Origin of the sequence: Draconibacterium sediminis (assembly GCF_000949475.1) — a bacterium.
Taxonomy (GTDB): Bacteria; Bacteroidota; Bacteroidia; order Bacteroidales; family Prolixibacteraceae; genus Draconibacterium; species Draconibacterium sediminis.
In genome coordinates, this window is the sequence record NZ_JRHC01000006.1 from 141,912 (window position 1) to 159,088 (window position 17,177).

At 40.7% G+C, this 17,177-nt stretch carries 12 protein-coding genes; 3 read left to right on the top strand and 9 right to left on the bottom strand.

Annotated features, from left to right (window positions below; translation table 11 throughout):
- Window positions 1–16: 16 nt before the first annotated feature.
- The 4 genes from LH29_RS19545 to LH29_RS19560 form a co-directional block, all read right to left on the bottom strand.
- Window positions 17–658 (bottom strand): class I SAM-dependent methyltransferase, encoded by a 642-nt coding sequence (locus LH29_RS19545; RefSeq protein ID WP_045032963.1) that lies wholly within the window; start codon window positions 656–658, stop codon window positions 17–19.
- A 6-nt stretch (window positions 659–664) separates the two neighbouring features.
- Complete coding sequence (locus LH29_RS19550; RefSeq protein WP_045032964.1) at window positions 665–1,672, bottom strand: amidohydrolase family protein; 1,008 nt, start codon at window positions 1,670–1,672, stop codon at window positions 665–667.
- A gap of 623 nt (window positions 1,673–2,295) precedes the next feature.
- Window positions 2,296–3,696, bottom strand: coding sequence for a Gfo/Idh/MocA family protein (locus LH29_RS19555; protein ID WP_045032965.1), 1,401 nt, complete (start codon window positions 3,694–3,696; stop codon window positions 2,296–2,298).
- A 270-nt stretch (window positions 3,697–3,966) separates the two neighbouring features.
- Window positions 3,967–6,138 carry a DUF349 domain-containing protein gene (locus LH29_RS19560; protein ID WP_045032966.1) on the bottom strand — a complete coding sequence of 724 codons (2,172 nt, stop codon included), beginning with the start codon at window positions 6,136–6,138 and terminating at the stop codon, window positions 3,967–3,969.
- A 419-nt stretch (window positions 6,139–6,557) separates the two neighbouring features.
- On the opposite strand from LH29_RS19560, the gene LH29_RS24090 reads away from it, so the two are divergent.
- Complete coding sequence (locus LH29_RS24090; RefSeq protein WP_262485570.1) at window positions 6,558–6,989, top strand: arsenate reductase/protein-tyrosine-phosphatase family protein; 432 nt, start codon at window positions 6,558–6,560, stop codon at window positions 6,987–6,989.
- 15 nt (window positions 6,990–7,004) lie between these two features.
- Here LH29_RS24090 and LH29_RS19570 read toward each other — a convergent pair whose 3' ends face one another.
- The gene (locus LH29_RS19570) at window positions 7,005–8,396 is read right to left on the bottom strand and encodes an aminopeptidase P family protein (RefSeq protein WP_045032968.1); all 1,392 of its coding nucleotides are present in this window, start codon (window positions 8,394–8,396) and stop codon (window positions 7,005–7,007) included.
- A 298-nt stretch (window positions 8,397–8,694) separates the two neighbouring features.
- On the opposite strand from LH29_RS19570, the gene LH29_RS19575 reads away from it, so the two are divergent.
- Window positions 8,695–9,417 carry a cytidylate kinase-like family protein gene (locus LH29_RS19575; RefSeq protein ID WP_045032969.1) on the top strand — a complete coding sequence of 241 codons (723 nt, stop codon included), beginning with the start codon at window positions 8,695–8,697 and terminating at the stop codon, window positions 9,415–9,417.
- A 64-nt stretch (window positions 9,418–9,481) separates the two neighbouring features.
- On the opposite strand, the gene LH29_RS24365 is transcribed toward LH29_RS19575, so the two are convergent.
- Window positions 9,482–10,951: a DUF1080 domain-containing protein gene (locus LH29_RS24365; RefSeq protein WP_045032970.1), complete on the bottom strand. Its 1,470-nt coding sequence runs from the start codon at window positions 10,949–10,951 to the stop codon at window positions 9,482–9,484.
- A gap of 121 nt (window positions 10,952–11,072) precedes the next feature.
- A complete protein-coding gene (locus LH29_RS19585; protein WP_045032971.1) occupies window positions 11,073–12,632 on the bottom strand; it encodes a M81 family metallopeptidase in 1,560 nt (519 codons plus the stop codon).
- Between the two features lie 351 nt (window positions 12,633–12,983).
- Here LH29_RS19585 and LH29_RS19590 point away from each other — a divergent pair, with 351 nt between their 5' ends.
- Window positions 12,984–14,225: a radical SAM protein gene (locus tag LH29_RS19590; RefSeq protein ID WP_052671111.1), complete on the top strand. Its 1,242-nt coding sequence runs from the start codon at window positions 12,984–12,986 to the stop codon at window positions 14,223–14,225.
- A gap of 56 nt (window positions 14,226–14,281) precedes the next feature.
- Here the strand turns inward: LH29_RS19590 and LH29_RS19595 are convergent, their stop codons facing one another.
- Window positions 14,282–15,025 (bottom strand): DUF6261 family protein, encoded by a 744-nt coding sequence (locus LH29_RS19595; protein ID WP_045032973.1) that lies wholly within the window; start codon window positions 15,023–15,025, stop codon window positions 14,282–14,284.
- 757 nt (window positions 15,026–15,782) lie between these two features.
- Window positions 15,783–17,111, bottom strand: coding sequence for an MFS transporter (locus LH29_RS19600; RefSeq protein WP_045032974.1), 1,329 nt, complete (start codon window positions 17,109–17,111; stop codon window positions 15,783–15,785).
- Window positions 17,112–17,177: the final 66 nt, after the last annotated feature.

A 17,177-nucleotide genomic window follows, 5' to 3' on the forward strand; every position in this document is an offset into this window, starting at 1 on the left:
TGTTGTTTTTATTCTTCTAATCTTTTATCGATGTGATATAAAATGCTTTGGACTTCTTGCCCAACATCACACTTTTGGAAATTTCAAAACCATTCTTCACAAGCAGACTCTCAATACTTTTTTTGGTGGTTTTTTCTTTTAATGCTTCATCAGATGGTTTCCCAAAAGTTTTTATGTAGCGAATTCCTACGGCCATCCGGCTAAAGAAATTCATATCATCTATAGCAAAAGAGGTTATTATCAGATATCCACCGCTTTTTAATACCCGCTTACTTTCCTGAATCACCTTTTCTGCATTCCCAATTATGTGAATCAGGTTAGCCATAAAAACCGTGTCAAAGCTTTCATTTTCAAAATCAAGATTCAAGGCATTGGCTCTTTTGAATTCCACTTTTTGCAGGTTTCCTCTTTTTTGCTTTGCAGTGGCAACCATGTCATCGGAGAAATCCGTGGCAACAACAATCTTTGAATTTTTCAAAAGGATTTCGGTATACAATCCGGTTCCGCAACCCAGTTCCAGAGCTTTTCCTAAATCAGATTCTTTCAGCATTTCTTGCCTGGTGAGAGAAAGCAACTCTTTGCCAACTACCTTTTGCTGTTTTTCTTCGTAATCTTCCGAAAACCGGCTCCAGTATGTTTCTTTGATTTTCTGTTTCATCACTCGTCATTTATAGTATTTTTCAAGCTCAGGAAATAATTTCAGGCAGTTTGTAAATGCCATTTTCTCTAATTGGTTATCGTTAAAGTCTCCCTGTTTTAGTAGGTTTTTAGTTACAATTGGTGCCAGTTTCGAAATGCAAACATCAGTTCCAAAAACGATATGGTCCGGACCGGCAAAATCCTGTAACGTTTTTATGGCATAGTTACCAGAAACATTAGCCGTATCGTAATACATTCTTTTCAGGTGTTGAAGTCCTTTGGATGGTTCGCCATTTACTAGAAAATCGTAAAAAGTTCTTATAATTGGTGGCTTTTTATCTTTTTGTCCATACTCAATTCCTGCCAATCGCCATGCTATATAGGGAATTGTGCCACCTCCGTGCGATAAAATATACCGAATTTCAGGATACCTGTCAAGCACTCCGCTGTACATCATGTTGGCTACAGCACGTGTGGTATCAAAAGGTGCCTCTATTAATGCATTGGGCATACCTAATCCAGAATCGAATTCTACTCCCGGGTCGGTAGGATGAATATAAACCACAGCTTTTCGTTTATTCAACTCATTAAAAAATGGTTCAAAAATTTCATCACCCAAATATTTGCCTAAATAATTGGTCATCAAACAAACTCCATTTAAATGAAGAGTGTCTAAGGCATAGTTCAATTCAGTTAAAGCCGCGTCTGGATTTAACATAGGGATTGTGGCAAAACCACCAAATTGATCAGGATAAATGTCTTTCGTTTCTGCTATAATTTCGTTGGTTAAGCGTGCCAAAACTTCAGGAAAATCATCAGGCACTTTTACGTCGGGAAAGTAAACACCCGGTGTTGAAATGGACAACATGGCAATTTTAACCCCATTTTCTTTCATCTTTTTAAATGAAGTTTCCACTGTCCATTTCGGCAATTTTACACCAATAGATTTTTCAATTCCTACTTCCTTTAGCGCCTCAACATATTCTTTTGGAAAAATATGGTGATGTACATCAATTTTGTTAGTTGTTTTCATGGTATTGTATCTGTTTTCCTTAAAAATACTCTTACAAAGTTTAAAGAAAAACGGCATCAAAGAATCACCCGCATGGGTGATTTTAGGGGTGAATTGATAATTGAATTCTTGTATTGATTGTTTGGTTAAATTTCTTTGTGAAAGAAAAATGCTTTGTGGCAGTTTAAAACAATGTTATATTCTTATTTGTAATTAACTGGCTATCATAAAGAAGTTGCGCTAACATAACAATATCAGATACGAAATAGTCAGTTAAAACATAAAGACAGCAGATGTATGTGTTTTTTATAATAAATGAAAAATTTATCTATCAAAAGACAAATTAAGAAAGTGTCAAAGTTAAATAAATCAATTTTTAAGAATTTATACTAATTTAGGATAATTAAACAAAATTCAGTACTTTTTAGAAACCAAAGTAAATAAATAAAAATCTAAATATCAGGCAGTTGAGCTACCAGACTGTTTCTTATCTGTACACCAGAATCCTTAATTCTTTAGATATAAAAGATTTAAATCTTCTGTATCGGAAAATAATTAGAACAAATCATTCAAAATTCACCAATAAAAAAGTGCATTTCATTCACGAAATGCACTTTTTCGTAGTCGGTATTTCTTAAAATTTACTATTTCAATTTCATCGTATCCGGATTCCAAAGTACCGGTTTTGCCTGGTAATAGCTTTCATTGGCCAGCAAAGCAGCTCCGGCAGCACGTAGCCCGTAAACCGGATCTTCAACGATTTTCTTTTGTCCGCGAACACCCTGAAAGAAATTATAGAAATGATCGTAATGAGCACCTTCGTAATCGTGCGGAGCCTCGTAAACGGTTTCGCCAATATTCAGATCCGCCTTTCTTTCGTTCAGGTATTTCATATCATACTCTTCCTTAATTTTCTTCTGCATCTCTTCCGTATAAGCAATTAAGGAATAACCTTGAGGCTTCATATTCAGTTTCGAACGATTGAGTTTTACACTATTCGAGCCGATTTCCATTTCGCCTTCAGTACCAACTAACCTGAAACCACCTCCGCCACCGCTTCCGGCTATGAAATTCACGCGGAAAGCAGCATTAAAAGCAGCATGTGTATTCGTTTGCGGAAAATCGTAAAGTGTTATAGAAACATCAGGAACGTCACGTCCATCATCCCAGTACCGTAATCCTCCGGTTGCCTGAGCACGCTCCGGACCATTTGAACTAATTACATAATGCAGGGTAGAAAAAGCATGTACAAACAAATCGCCTGCTACTCCGGTACCATAATCCCTGTAATTTCTCCAACGGAAAAAACGTTTCAGTTCAAATGGAACTTTAGGAGCACGCCCTAAGAATGTATCAAAATCCACCGTGTCGGGGTTGGCGTCCGGCGGTATCGGATATTGCCAGGCCCCTTCTGCCGAATAACGGTCGTTATACATATCAAGCATTACAATCTCGCCAATGGCTCCATCTTCATACAATTGTTTGGCTTTCTCGTTACCCAGCGACGACATTCCCTGACTTCCAATTTGCATAACCTTCCCCGACTGTTTCCAGGCTTGAATCAGCGGGTGACCTTCATCGAAATTTTGTACCATTGGTTTTTCACAATAAACGGCTTTTCCGGCGTTTAACGCTTCGGTACTGATTTTTATATGCCAGTGATCCGGTGTGGCAATAATTACGGCATCAATATCCTCGCGGTTGAGGATTTCACGGTAATCACGGGTTACAAAAATATCGTCGCCCCATAATTCTTTTGCACGTTGCAAACGGCCGGTATACAAATCACAGGCAGCAACCAGTTTCACCCCCGGCACGCGAAGAGCCGAAGACGTATCGTAAATACCCTGAATTCCGGCTCCTATCAGTGCCAACTGTACCTGGTCGTTGGCTGAATACTGGGTCGGTTCAAATTCACGTGGGTTCAACATTATCCGCTGGCTGTAGGAATTCGCTAAAATTGTTGGAGCCGAGGAAACAAGGGCTGTGCCGAGAACCGTGTTTTTTATAAACGATCGTCGGGATGAATGACTTTTACTTTTCATTACTCAGATTATTAGTTTTAGTTAGTTTTAAGTGCCACATACCTGTTTGTACAAATAATGGCTATACTCACTACCAAAGTTATAAAAGATTATGATAGAAGAAAATACCAAGATGTAAGGATATCTTAAGCTATTTTAAGAATTATTGTACACCTTAATTTTTGGGGCCTCACATTTTTACTGAGCTTAACTTGCAAGTTTAAAAATAACCTGTGGAAATAAAAAAAGCCGGTAAAAACCGGCTTTAAATATTGGAATAGATTTTATTCTTTAGTCATTATCCATTTCATCGATAACGCGAATCTTGTCTTTCAGCAACTCAATTTTTTGCTTGGTTACTTCAATTTTCTTTTTCACATCCTTAATCAGCGATTCTGCATTTTTCGATTTGGCAAAGAACCCAACATTATTATCCAGCAATACCAGGTCGTTTTCCAGCTGTTTCATTTTGTTCATGTACTTATCGCGTTCCATGCGCATTTTGTTTTGCCCACGCGATGACTCAGAGAACGACGACATCTTATTTCTGAATTTCAACAGATTGCGTTTTTCATCGTCCAAATTTAGTTCATCGAACAATTTGTTAATGGCATCTCTGAACTGTACTTTAATTTCATCTTTCTTTTTAAACGGGACGTGACCAATTTCTGTCCATCGGCGCTGGAAATTTTTAAGCGATTCCAGATTTTTGTCAACGCTGTCAACCGGTTTAAAGTTTTCCACCTCTTTAATCAGGTCTTCTTTCAGTTTCAGATTATCATCCTGCTCGGTATCCACATCCGTGAAGTGCTCCGATTTTTTATCAAAGAAAAAGTCGCATGCTGCGCGGAAACGTTTCCACAAAATATCAGAATGTTTACGAGGCACTGGACCAATTTCTTTCCATTTTTTCTGGATATTTATAAAGTCCTGTGTTGTTTTTTTCCAGTCTTCACTGTCTTTCAACGACTCTGCCTGAACACACAAATCAGTTTTCAACTGCAGATTATTCTGTTGCTCTTCTTTGTTTTTGGCATAGAATGCGCGCTTGGCATTAAAAAAGGCATCACAGGCAGTGCGGAAACGCTCGTAAATTTTGTTGTTGTCCTTTCGTGGCGCAAACCCAATTGTACGCCAAACTTTTTGTAATTCAACAAGTTGTTTTGATCTTTCATCCCACTCTTTGTGGTTCAAAATTTCTTCCTGAATAATCTCTTCAGCTTTTTCGCACAGTGCTGTTTTGGCTTCCAGATTTTTCTTTTGCTCAACTTTTCTATTCTCAAAAAAGTCTTGATGCTTTTTATTGATTTTGGTTGTTGCCGCTTTAAAACGTTCCCAAATATCGTCTTTTTGCTCGCGAGGCACCGGGCCAATTTCGCGCCATTGTTCGTGGTATTTCTGAAGGGTGTTAAAAGCTTTCAGAATTGATGGTTCTTCAACCAGCAGCTCTTCCGCCCTTTCGCAAAGTTTGATTTTTGCTTCCAGGTTCTTTTTCAGATCCAGATCGCGCAGCTCGCGGTTGATTTTTATATAATCGTAGAAATTTTCAACATGGAAATGATAAGTATCCCAAAGATTTTTCATTTTTGATTGCGGAACCAAACCAATCTCACGCCATTCTCTTTGAAGATCACGAAATTCGTTAAAGGTTTTATTGATCGATTCTTCGTTATTGATCAATCCTTTAATTTTTTCGATAACCTCATATTTTTTCTGCAGATTTTCCTCCTTTTCGGCTTCCATCTGCTTGTTGTGCTCAATACGAATGTGGCGGTATTTTTTTAGCAGATCTTTAATGTCTTTTTCGTACGGATCTTCTTCGGGTTCAAACTCTTCTTCAGCACCGCCATCGGCAATAAATTGCTTTTTGTCGTCTTCTATGCTTTCGTTCAGAATCTTATAAAAAGCTGCTTTAATAGTGTCTATTTCTTCTTTTACGTTGATATCACTTTCACCTTCAAGTACGTCGCGAAGAGCATTTACAAGCTCAACCTTTGAGTGATTGGAATAATCGACCGGCTCTCTTTTTTCCGGTTTTTCTTCTTTAACAGGCTCTGCTTTTTCTGCTGTACTTTCCGTTGTTGGCTGCTCTTTTTCTGTGGCTACAGTTTCCGGTTCAACTTGTACTTCTTCTGCTTCTTTTTCTTCAGTAGTGTCTTCCTCTACTTCAGCTGAATCTGTTGTGCTTTCTTCTTCTGATTTTGATTCGGTCTCCGAGTCCGTTTGTGGTTCTTCTGCCACTTCTGTTTCAGGCTCTTCTGTCGCAGTTTCTTCAACGGCTTCTACCGGAGGTTGTTCGGGTATTTTTTCCTCGGTGGGTTCAACACTTTTTTCATCCTCAACAGTATTCGGGTCTTCCGATTTCGCAGCTTCTTCCGAAGTTGGTTTAACTTCAGAATTCTCAAGGTCAGTATTCTCCGTACGCTTTAACTCTTCCGAGTTTTTTAGATCTTTAGGTTCCATTTACATTATTTTTTACATCGTATTGCAACGATTTTCATGATATCATTCACCTACGAAAATAGGGAAATCCCCATTAATACTCAATTAATAAGAGAAAATAATATTTTATGAATTTTATAGCAATTGGTTTTCAATTGGTTAGCGAATGTTATTTTGCACCATTCATGCGCTAAAATCTTCTGTACGAGCCTTTTTTAGCAGGTTTAATGCATGTTTACTTTACATTTATCGATAAGGGCTGTATCCACTACTTAATTCAATATGATTGGTTAAAAATATGTTCTGGAACCATGTTTCTAAACATTGTTAAAAGTTTAATTATCAAAACATAAGACATTTTTATTGTGAAAGAATTATAGTAAATTACTATTCCAATTTTTGAACAGACACCAACTTAAATCTAAAATGATGGGATAAGTATTTTATTCTTAAGCAACCGCAACTCTTGCCGAAGTCAAATGGCCGAAGCCATACTACGAAACTACAACGATGACAATCTACAAATTTATTCTGCCGGATTAGATCCTGTGGATCATGTTAGTTCTATTGCTATGGATGTGATGAGCGAAGCCGGCATAAATTTGCAACAAAGCGTGCCTCACAGTTATACAGAATATGCTGATATGGATTTTGATTACCTGATAACGGTGGGCGAAGGAACAAGCGAGGAGTTAACAATTCCGAAAGTAAACTATAAACGGAAACTGCATTTGGGCTTTAAAAGCCCGTATAAAGGAGCTAAATCGCAAGAAGAAATTCGGGAAAGGTGTTGTGCCGTGCGCGATGAGCTTCTGTCGGAAATGGATTATTTTTACCACCGGATATTAAAAAAAAGGCATCCACAATTATGAATGCCTTTGTATGATTTATCCTTGTTGAACGATCTTTTCAACTTCATCGGGTTCTATAGGAACCCGCTCTCCTATTATTTGGCTACCTGTTTCGGTAACAAGAATATCGTCTTCAAGACGGATTCCGCCAAATCCACGGTATTCATTCACCTTATCAAAGTTTATAAAGTCTTTGTTTATGCCTTCGGCCTGCCATTTGTCAATCAGCGCCGGAATAAAATAACAGCCCGGTTCGTTGGTGATTACAAAGCCCGGTTTCAGACGTTTTCCCAAACGCAAAGCTGCTGTTCCAAACTGATTGGCGGGCCTAATCTCATCATCGTAACCCACATAAATTTGTCCGAGATCTTCCATATCGTGTACATCCAGTCCCATCATATGTCCCAAACCGTGTGGGAAAAACAGAGCGTGAGCTCCGGCGGCCACTGCTTCTTTTACATCGCCTTTTATCAGCCCCAGCTCTTTTAATCCGGCAGCAATTACTTCGGCAGCAGCCAAATGAACCGATAAATAGGTAACACCCGGCTTGGTAAGCTCTGTAGCCTTATTATTGGCAGCCAAAACCACCTCATAAATCTCACGCTGTTTACTGGTAAATTTTCCACCTACCGGAGTAGTACGCGTAAAATCGGATGCATAATGAAGCAATGATTCAGCACCGGCATCGCATAACATCAACCGACCTTTTTCAAGAATTTGCGAATGATCGTGGTTATGCAGCGTTTCGCCGTTTTGCGAAAGGATAATCGGAAATGAAGCCATTCCTCCACCGGCAAATGAAATTCCTTCCATAGTTCCGGCAATTTTTTGCTCCCAAGTCCCGGGGTGCGCCATACGCATTGCCGCTACATGCATTTGATAACCGGTTGCACAGGCTTTTTTTATCTCTTCCACTTCCTGCGCTTCCTTAATTTCACGAATCGAGATAATGGCTTTAATAAACTCCAGCGATGCATGACTTTGAATTGATAAGGCAGAAAGTCCGGTTAATTTTTCCAGTAAAATCTTGTTCTCGCCACGGTACGGAGGCAGGAAATGAACTACTCGGTTGGCATTCATCGCTTTCTTAACAATGTCGAATAGTTTTGCAAACGGCGCTGTTTGGGTAATTCCCACTTTGGCGGCATTATCTTTTAAAGGAACCTGTGGCCCCATCCAAATAATGTCGTCAATCTCCACATCATCACCAAAAATGTATTCGTCACCACTTTCAAAGTCAATTACTCCGGCCAGCCCGGGAAAATCAAGACCGAAGAAATACAGGAAGGAACTATCCTGACGAAAATGATAAGTATTATCCAAACAGTTCATTGGTGACTCACCATTTCCGAAGAATAATCCGATACCTTTTAAATCCTTGGATTTCAATTTATTTCTACGATCGATGTAAGTATTTTTGTCAAACATATTGTGCAGTTTTATAAAAATTTCACGAAGATACTGTTTCTGTAATTATTTAGAATGTATTAAGATTTAATAGAAGTTAAAGATAGCGCTTCGTGTTCAGAATTGAACTGACTGTTGTCACCACCAAGAACAACAACCAACCAAAACACAGACATTCTGATAGTTATAATTGGCACAAATGCGGTTAATATTCATAAAAATTGAAAGTGCAGTATAATCTCACACCAAAATCATGGGCAAAAACATAACATGATCACCAGAATTAGCGTAATCTAGAATGTAACAAAGCTTGGAAATTATGGGAAATTCATTGATGAACTATCTGAACAGCCGCCTGAAAGAGGCAAAAGCTCGTGAATATGGCAACATGCATGAGGCCGGACCGGTGATTACCATATCTCGCGAAGTGGGTTGTAATGGCCTGGTTTTAGCACGGCTAGTAGCTGAACGACTCAATAAAAACCTCGCAAAAGGCTCGTGGAATGTACTGAGTAAGGAAATATTTTATGAAAGCGCCAAGGAGCTGGATCTGGATCCGGAAATGGTACGGCAAACCTTTAAAAAGACCGACCGCTATGTTTTTGAAGAGATTTTAAAAGCCTTTCGTGATAAGCGATACAAAAGTGAAGAGCGGATTATAAAAACGGTTAAAGAAGTGGTTCGAACGCTTGCAATTGACGGTCATTGTATAATTGTGGGACGTGCCAGCCATATTATTGCCAGCGATATTAAAAATGCCTTACACATACGGTTAACGGCACCGCTTGGGTACCGGATAAATACCATTATGACGAATAATAAACTCAACCGGAACGAGGCAATTGCTTTTATCGAAAAGGTTGAGAAAGAACGGGCAACATTTCGAAAGGCTTTAAAAGAAAACAACCTTCATGAAGATGTATTTGATATTACAATTAACCGCGGATCATTTACGAATGAACAGGCAGTTGACCTGATTGAATTTGCGGTAGAGAAAAAAGGCATTTTGCATGAATTCAGCCCAAGGATAGAGTTTCATTGACCGATGGTTATTTCCCATAAAAAACGGGTAAGATCTATTTGGTCTTACCCGTTTTTTTATTTTTCTATCCCGTAATTTTATCGGGTAATCCTTTTACGTTTACCGGTTTTTCAGCATCGGGTTTGGGCTCAAACATATCGTTTGGCGTTAATTCGCACTCTTCCAGCATTTGAAGACAATACTCCAACTCGCCATGGTTTTTGGTTACGTTGTTTGTTCCGAACGAAAACTTTACACCGGCTTCTTTAGCCATTTTTATCATTTCTGCACTTGGTGTTTTATAACGGGCATTTATTTCCAATGCAATTCCGTTATCAGCCAAAACTTTTACCACACGTTGCATGCGCTCTTTTGTCCAGAGCTGCTCGTATTCCGGCATCAACTCATTTGGTAAAACTGTTGGATTCACATAAATATCAACCGGTTCCTGTGAGAAAATTGCTTCGATCTTTTCTACCAGGTCGTCCATAAACTGCTGCTTATCGTCCACCCACACTTCTTCCGGAATCCAAATACGGTTACGTCGTCCTTTTCTATCGGTAAAAGTCATGGCATCGGTAAAAATATAATCGAATTTAGCCACCGCTTCCTCCGAGAACAGCGTGATCCATTCGCGTCCTTCAGCCTGCATACCTTTAAACGTTGGGCTTCCTTTTACTTCATCCATGTATGCATACAAGGATTCATCGTCGGTTACAGGGAAATGAAGGCCACAGTTTGGCGCAACACCATAGTTTATTCCCAAACGTTGCGAATTCTCCACCAAATCATCGAGCGTTAAACCGCCTTTTAAGTGTACGTGGTAATCTACCAACGGAAAACCTGCAAACATCAGTTTGGTAACTTTTGTATCCCACTCTTCATCCACTTCCGGAGTTACCGGTTCTGCCTCAGGAACTGCTTTTACGCGGATATTACGGTAATAAGTTGTGCTGCCCGGGTCATGTGCCTGCAAAGCAAATGTCCCATGACTTAATTTGGTATTTTCGCCACCATTCCACCGCCACGGATTTTCCGGTTCGATGTATTCGTTCACCTTAACATCGTTCACAAAAACTTCAACAACATTTTCCACTACTTTAATTCGCATGGTAAACCACTCGTTATCGCCAGCCAGCGGATAATAAACGTTACGTACGTTGTATATACTTCCGGTTTTTCGTCGCTCGGGAAATTTAACAGAGCCACGATAAGAATTATTCACCTGAATTTCGTAGCCTTTTGCCGGCCATCCTTCTTCCTGGTATTCGGTATGAATAAATACGCCCGAATTTGAATGTTCCTGTGCATTTATTTCGGCTTCAAATTCAAAGTTTTTAAAATCGCCTTCATAAAACAGGTGCGACCGTTCTCCTGCACATTTTATCATTCCATCTTCAACGCTAATACTCTCCGGATTTTCGCCGGCTTTTTTCCAGCCATCCAGTGTTTCGCCATCAAAAATGGTTTGCCACTCTCCCACCGGAACTTTATTCTGGCAAGCAGTAAGCGCAATAAATAACAGGATAACAAATGGAAATACTACTTTTCTCATGTTTATTGGTTTAGATTATTATTGGATTTTAAAACTAAAGAAAAAATCGTTAGCAGAATAAGGATTGACTATTTGTTTAAAAATAAAGGCGCTTGCACCATTTGCACAAACGCCTTTATTTTTACTCGTCAGCCAGTGGAATCAGTCGTGCTGAAAGATCAGGATCGGCCATGTCCTTATCAAGCGGGAACATTGGGCGATGGATACGTTTGTACCCCAGTCGCTCCAAATCCTGATCAACGCCTCCCGGAGTAAGTGCCATTAACCAACCGGCGCGCATATTGTAAAGCTCCGGAACCAGGTAACCAATTTTAACAACAACAATATCCGCTTCTCGCGGATACAGGCTCAAATCGGTAAAATCAGTTTCGTGGTGATAGGGCTTCCGCTTTTTAGTCACGATAACATCAACACTTCCGATATTAATTACCACTTCGGTTTCGGCATAACGATCGCCCTCTTTGATGGCTTCCACCCTGCCCGTTAATTCAAGTGGTCCGCAATAACGATCATCAACCAGGGCACCAACCATGCCGGTAACTGTTTCGCCTATACCGGCTTCAACAGCTTTGGCAACAAGATCGGGGCCGGGAATGGATGCATAAATTAACGATGGTCCGTTTTCCTTTTTGAATTCTTTTCGTTGAAGGATTTCGTTTAATGTCCAGGTAACGTCTCCGGCCCCACCGGCTGTAGGATTATCGCCCATATCGCTGATGATAAAGGGCTTTTCTTTAAAGGCAATTGCCCTGTCGAGACATTCATCCAGTGTAGCCACCGGAGCCACAAATTCAAACTGTTCGCGTACATCCCAAAAGGCCTGCGCCAGTTCTTCGGCCGATTTTGTTACTGCTTCTTCATCGTCGCCATACGCCATAACCACCGCACGGTTGCGCGGCTCGTCTGCCCATGCGTAGCCCACCCAAATAGCTGCATCAATCACGCCTTCGCGCGCTGCTGCCGGGGCAACTTTAGCATAAAGGCTTTTCCCCGGTTCGATGCGGGTACTTGTCTTTTCGCCGGGTAATAATATCGGAACCGGGATCCAGGCTTTGTATTTTGGTTTGCCCAAACCGCTCTCCAAACGGTCGAGCAGATTGGTCAACGCACGTTTTTTCGATTCTATTGCATCTTCGTGCGGTGCCATGCGGTAACAGGTAATCATATCGCTGTAATGTGCCAGTCGTTCAGTTACATTTCCGTGCAAATCCATCGATGTAGAAATAAGCACATCATCGCCGATTACTTTACGAATGCGTTCGATAAAATCGCCTTCCGGATCATCCAAACCAACCACACTCATGGCGCCGTGAATATCAAAAAACAATCCATCATAAGGCATATTTTCTTTTAAACGGTCAAGCGTTTCACCAACCAGCGTTTCGTATGCCTCGCGGGTTACAATTCCTCCGGGCAGCGCATGACCACGCAAAGTCGGGAACCACTCGGCCCGCTGACGCGTAGCTGCCGTATCGTCCATAAACGGGTAATAACTGAATATCTCGTCTCCGCGGCGTGCATGAAAGGCCTCAATACCCGACTGTGCAGGCGAAAAGGTGCTCGATTCAATGGCCAAACCGGCAATGGCAACACGCGGAAGTTTGTCCTCCTTTTTTTTCTCTTTGCAGCCAAAAGTAAACACCATGGCCGCAATCAATAATCCAAAAAGAATTCGTCTCATATCTTTCTAAAATTTTTAAATAACAATACAATTAAAGCAAATTTACGGAGAATTGCAGGAATGCAAATGAGATTATTCAGAATTTTTAGGAAGCAGGTTTCAGGAGAATCAGAAATCTGCTCAATTATATTTTTTGTGGTTTACATTTCTATTTTGAAATTGTCTATTTTTACTGCATCTATTCGTGATAAATGAAAACAGACATCAAAATACAATCGAACAAAACGGTAAATGACGACCGGAAAAAGATGCTCCTGTTTTTATACATATTTTCCGAGCTATAAAATTTTCATTTCATATCGCCCCCATATTTTAATTCAATAACTATTCATTTGATCGTTCTTTTTTGAAATGGAAACGTATTATAACTGGCAGAATCAGCTGGTTAACAACAATAAGTCTGCTTTTTCGGAGTGGACAAACCTTAAATGGTTAAACACCTATTCAGCCCACGAAGCGCAGGAGAAAAAAGTTGTTTTACTGGAAAAGGCGGAGAATATTTTATTTAAAGGCACCAAACCGTATTACAAACAACTATCAAACGGGTGCAAGCTTTGCGGCCTTGGGCAATGGAGCTGTTTGTTTATTACCGGTAAATGTAATGCCTCGTGTTTTTACTGCCCGGCATCGCAGCAGGAAGACCATTTGCCCACCACCCAAAATCTGAGTTTCGCCGATCCGGCGGCCTTTGCCGAATACGTAGATCATTTCCGGTTTAAAGGCGTGAGTTTTAGTGGTGGCGAACCCTTGCTGCAGTACGACCGCACATTGAGTTACCTGAAACAGGTGCGACGAAAATGTAACCCGGACACCTATATCTGGATGTATACCAACGGAATTCTGGCCGAAACGCAAAAGTTCAGAAAACTGGCGGCAGCCGGAATTAACGAAGTTCGTTTTGATATTGGTGCCACAGCGTTCCGGCTCGATAAAATTGCAGCGGCTAAAGGTATCATACCGGTTATCACCATCGAAATTCCAGCGGTACCCGAAGAATTGGAGCGTTTAAAAAAGCTCTTGCCCGAAATGGTAAAAGCAGGTGTTTCGAACCTGAATTTGCATCAACTTCGCCTTACGCAACACAACGTAAAACAATTGTCGAAACACAACTACACTTACATTCATGCCGAGCAGCCGGTGGTTTTAGAGTCGGAACTGGCAGCATTGGAACTTATTGCTTATGCCCACGACCATTCCATCGACATTGGCATAAACTACTGTTCCTTTCATTTTAAAAACCGATTTCAGAAAGCAGGATTTCGCAATAAGGTCGCTACCGCACTGGCCAACGATGAAGATGTGCTTACATCAAACGGTTATATCCGGCGCTATAACGGCACAGGAATTGGCTACGATTCGATACGTATTTTTGATGTAAAGCCCGATCGAATGGCGTTTCAAGAATTTCAGCTAAAGAACAAAACCTACTATTATTCGCGCCAAGCGGTGATGAATACGGTAGCGATTAATTCAGCAATGAAAGACAAAATAGACAGGCTGCTTGCTGCCGAACCGACGGAAATACCCGACGATCCGTTGCTTTTCAGGATATGGCAACTGGAATATATTGAGTCGGGGTTGCGGGAGTATTAAAAAAAATGACACCCCTTTGGATGCCATTTTCACAAATGTGTGCCCGAATTTATCTGTTACGATTCGGGTACTACACTGTCCACTTCCTTCTCGTTACGTCCCTGGCGAATAGCCAGTAAATCGTTATAGCGTTTAATTTTTTCGTTCATTACAATTACAAAATTTTCCATTTCGGGGGTTGCCATTCCAATGGATATAAACGAATTCACCAGGTTTATAATTTCGCGGTACAGCGGGTCCATTTTTAAACGCACTGCTTTTACATTTCCGCTCGATTTGTACCCCGATTCCACATCGCGCTCGTTTTGCAAGGCCTCGAAAGAGCTTTGCTGCGTTTTATATATCGGCACCCACGGGCTAAGTTTTACCCGTTTTACATGCTCCTCGTTTTTTTGTTTTTCCAAATCCTGAATCAGATTTTTGGCATCGCCCGATTCGGCTACATAGGTTTTTCTTCTGAAATCGCCATAAACATCAAAAACACGGCGCAATACTTTGGCGCTCTCCACTTCTTCGGGTATAGGACTGAGCAGATGGGCATCAATCATTAAGTCCATGGCTTTCCAGGTATTGCCCCTGTCGGTATCGGCAGCCTGCACTTTTTCAGTTAAAATACTTCCCTGATCAACATTGCTAACGGTGTCGAGTTCGGTATAAAGTTCTTCAAAATCGGCCAACACTTCGTCGGTTTTAGTGTTCGATGGAATAACCCCGGGCAACAAACTTTTCAGGTCGAAAATAAGGTTAAAATATTCGCTGTTGCGCAAGTCGGTTAAGGATACATGATTAACAGTATTCATAGTAATGTTATTAAAGGTTAATAATTAAAATGGTGATGTTTGAATTGTTATTTAATTGATTTTTATTTTGTGTGTTATCTCAGATCGGATTGATTAATAGAAGTATAAAAATAAAACATATGATTACTTAAGTCAACCCCCGCAAACATGTTGTGCGACATTATATACCTGAACATGAGCAACATGATTACAGCTGAGTAATGTTAGTTCAGCCAATGTTGCTAGCATTTGACAACGCTGCAAAGTAAGTTCGGCATGGGCTGAAAGGCTTTTTCACGATTGAAAAGTTAGTTCAGCAGCGGCTGATTACGGATTACACAAATGAAATGGCTTAGCAGATGATGCGGAAAATACATTACAGCTATGAAATGTGCTTTCAGCACTAGCTGCTTTTATTTTACACGCGTGTAAAATGGTTTCCGGCGTGGCTGCTTTTATTTTACAAAGCTGCGGGAACACAGTATTTCAAGCAGTTAGGCATTGACACAAAAAAGGGATTCCATCTCTATAAAAAGATGGAATCCCTGTCGGATTATTGCCTGTCGCCCCTTTTGGGGCTCTTAGCTGAACTCCTAATATTTTTTATCGGCACACTTTGAATAAGTGTTATTCTTATTTTTTCAATTCATTTGCTTTTTGTATAAATGGATGACCATCAGTAAGTGTTGGTTTTTATGGTTTAGGCCTTCTGAAGAACAGGACCAATAATTTTTCTATTCAACACGTATTACTTGCTATTTACGATTTCTGCCGGATATTACTTCTCGTACTTATCCTGTGGATTATGCGCTTTAAAGCTAATAGCCGAAATAATCAATATAATTCCGAGCAAGGTATAAATGGCATACGAATAGCTGCCCAGGTGCGAATGCGATAAGCTGAAAAAGATTGGCCCCAGAGCGCTAAAGAAAACGATAATGGCCATTACAAAGCCGGTGATTTTCCCCAGGTGATCGCGGCCGTAAAAACGTGGCCAGGTTACACTTAACAGCACGTTATACATGCCGCTTGGGATAGCGCTGCCAATTATAAAAGCGTAGTAATAAAAGCCGGTGTTAATATTTGCCAGTGCGATTAAAGCCACTACCATTCCGGCCAGCATAAAGTAAAGCAGGTACTGAAGTTTTATGCGGTCGCTAATCCATCCGCCAACAAAAGCAAGTACCACCGAAATCATCGACATGGGAATAAACACCGATAGTGCTTGCTCTTTGTCGATGCCGGCCTCGCCAAAAACCGACACCAAGTGGAATACATAACCCGTAATAAACATGGCGTAAATGGCCGAGGGCAGTACGAATAACCAAAATGTCAGTCCACTACGTGCCTCCTTAAGCGTGAATTGTTTAAACGGTTTAATGATTACATCGTGCTCCTTGTTTCCGTGTATTTCTCCGTCGGGAATCTGGTCACAATCTTCAGGATTATCGCGGAAGAAAATAAACACAAACAGGAAGAAGCCAACACCGATTCCCATTGCCATAAGCAACCAGGCCCAGCGCCACGTAGTTCCAACGATTAACAAATCGAAGCTTAGCGGAGCAATGGAAAAACCAAGTGATACAAATACCGAGGAAATACCGTTTACCAATCCCCTGCGGGCAATAAACCACTTCATCAGCATATTTCTCGAAACCATGGTAATTACGCCCTGCCCCGAAAAACGCAGCATAAAAAAGAACACGATACAAGTAGCTACTGCCACGCCAACATAAATGTTTGAACTCTGCGGAACGATGGCTTTGATAATTCGGTCGGACTGGCTGAACAGAACCAAAACAAAACCCAGCGTAAGTGCTGCGGCCATGCCCACCCAACGTGCGCCGTATTTATCGTACAATTTCCCGGCATAAGTTAGAATAAACGAACTGGCTATGGTTCCAAACATATAGGCGGTGCTGATCTGGTCGCGACTAATTCCAATGTTCTCGATCAGATAATCGGTAAACGTTGAAACCCCTGTTGTTTGTCCGGGCGCACTGCACAACACACCAATGGTGGCGGCAAATAAAATCACCCAGCCATAAAAGAAGGGCACTTTTGATGGATTGAACGGGAAGTTGTTGTATTTCTGTTTGAGCTCCATTTTTACAAAGCTACTTATTGATTAATAGCAATTCGTACAATATGGTATTTATTTTTGAATGGTAAT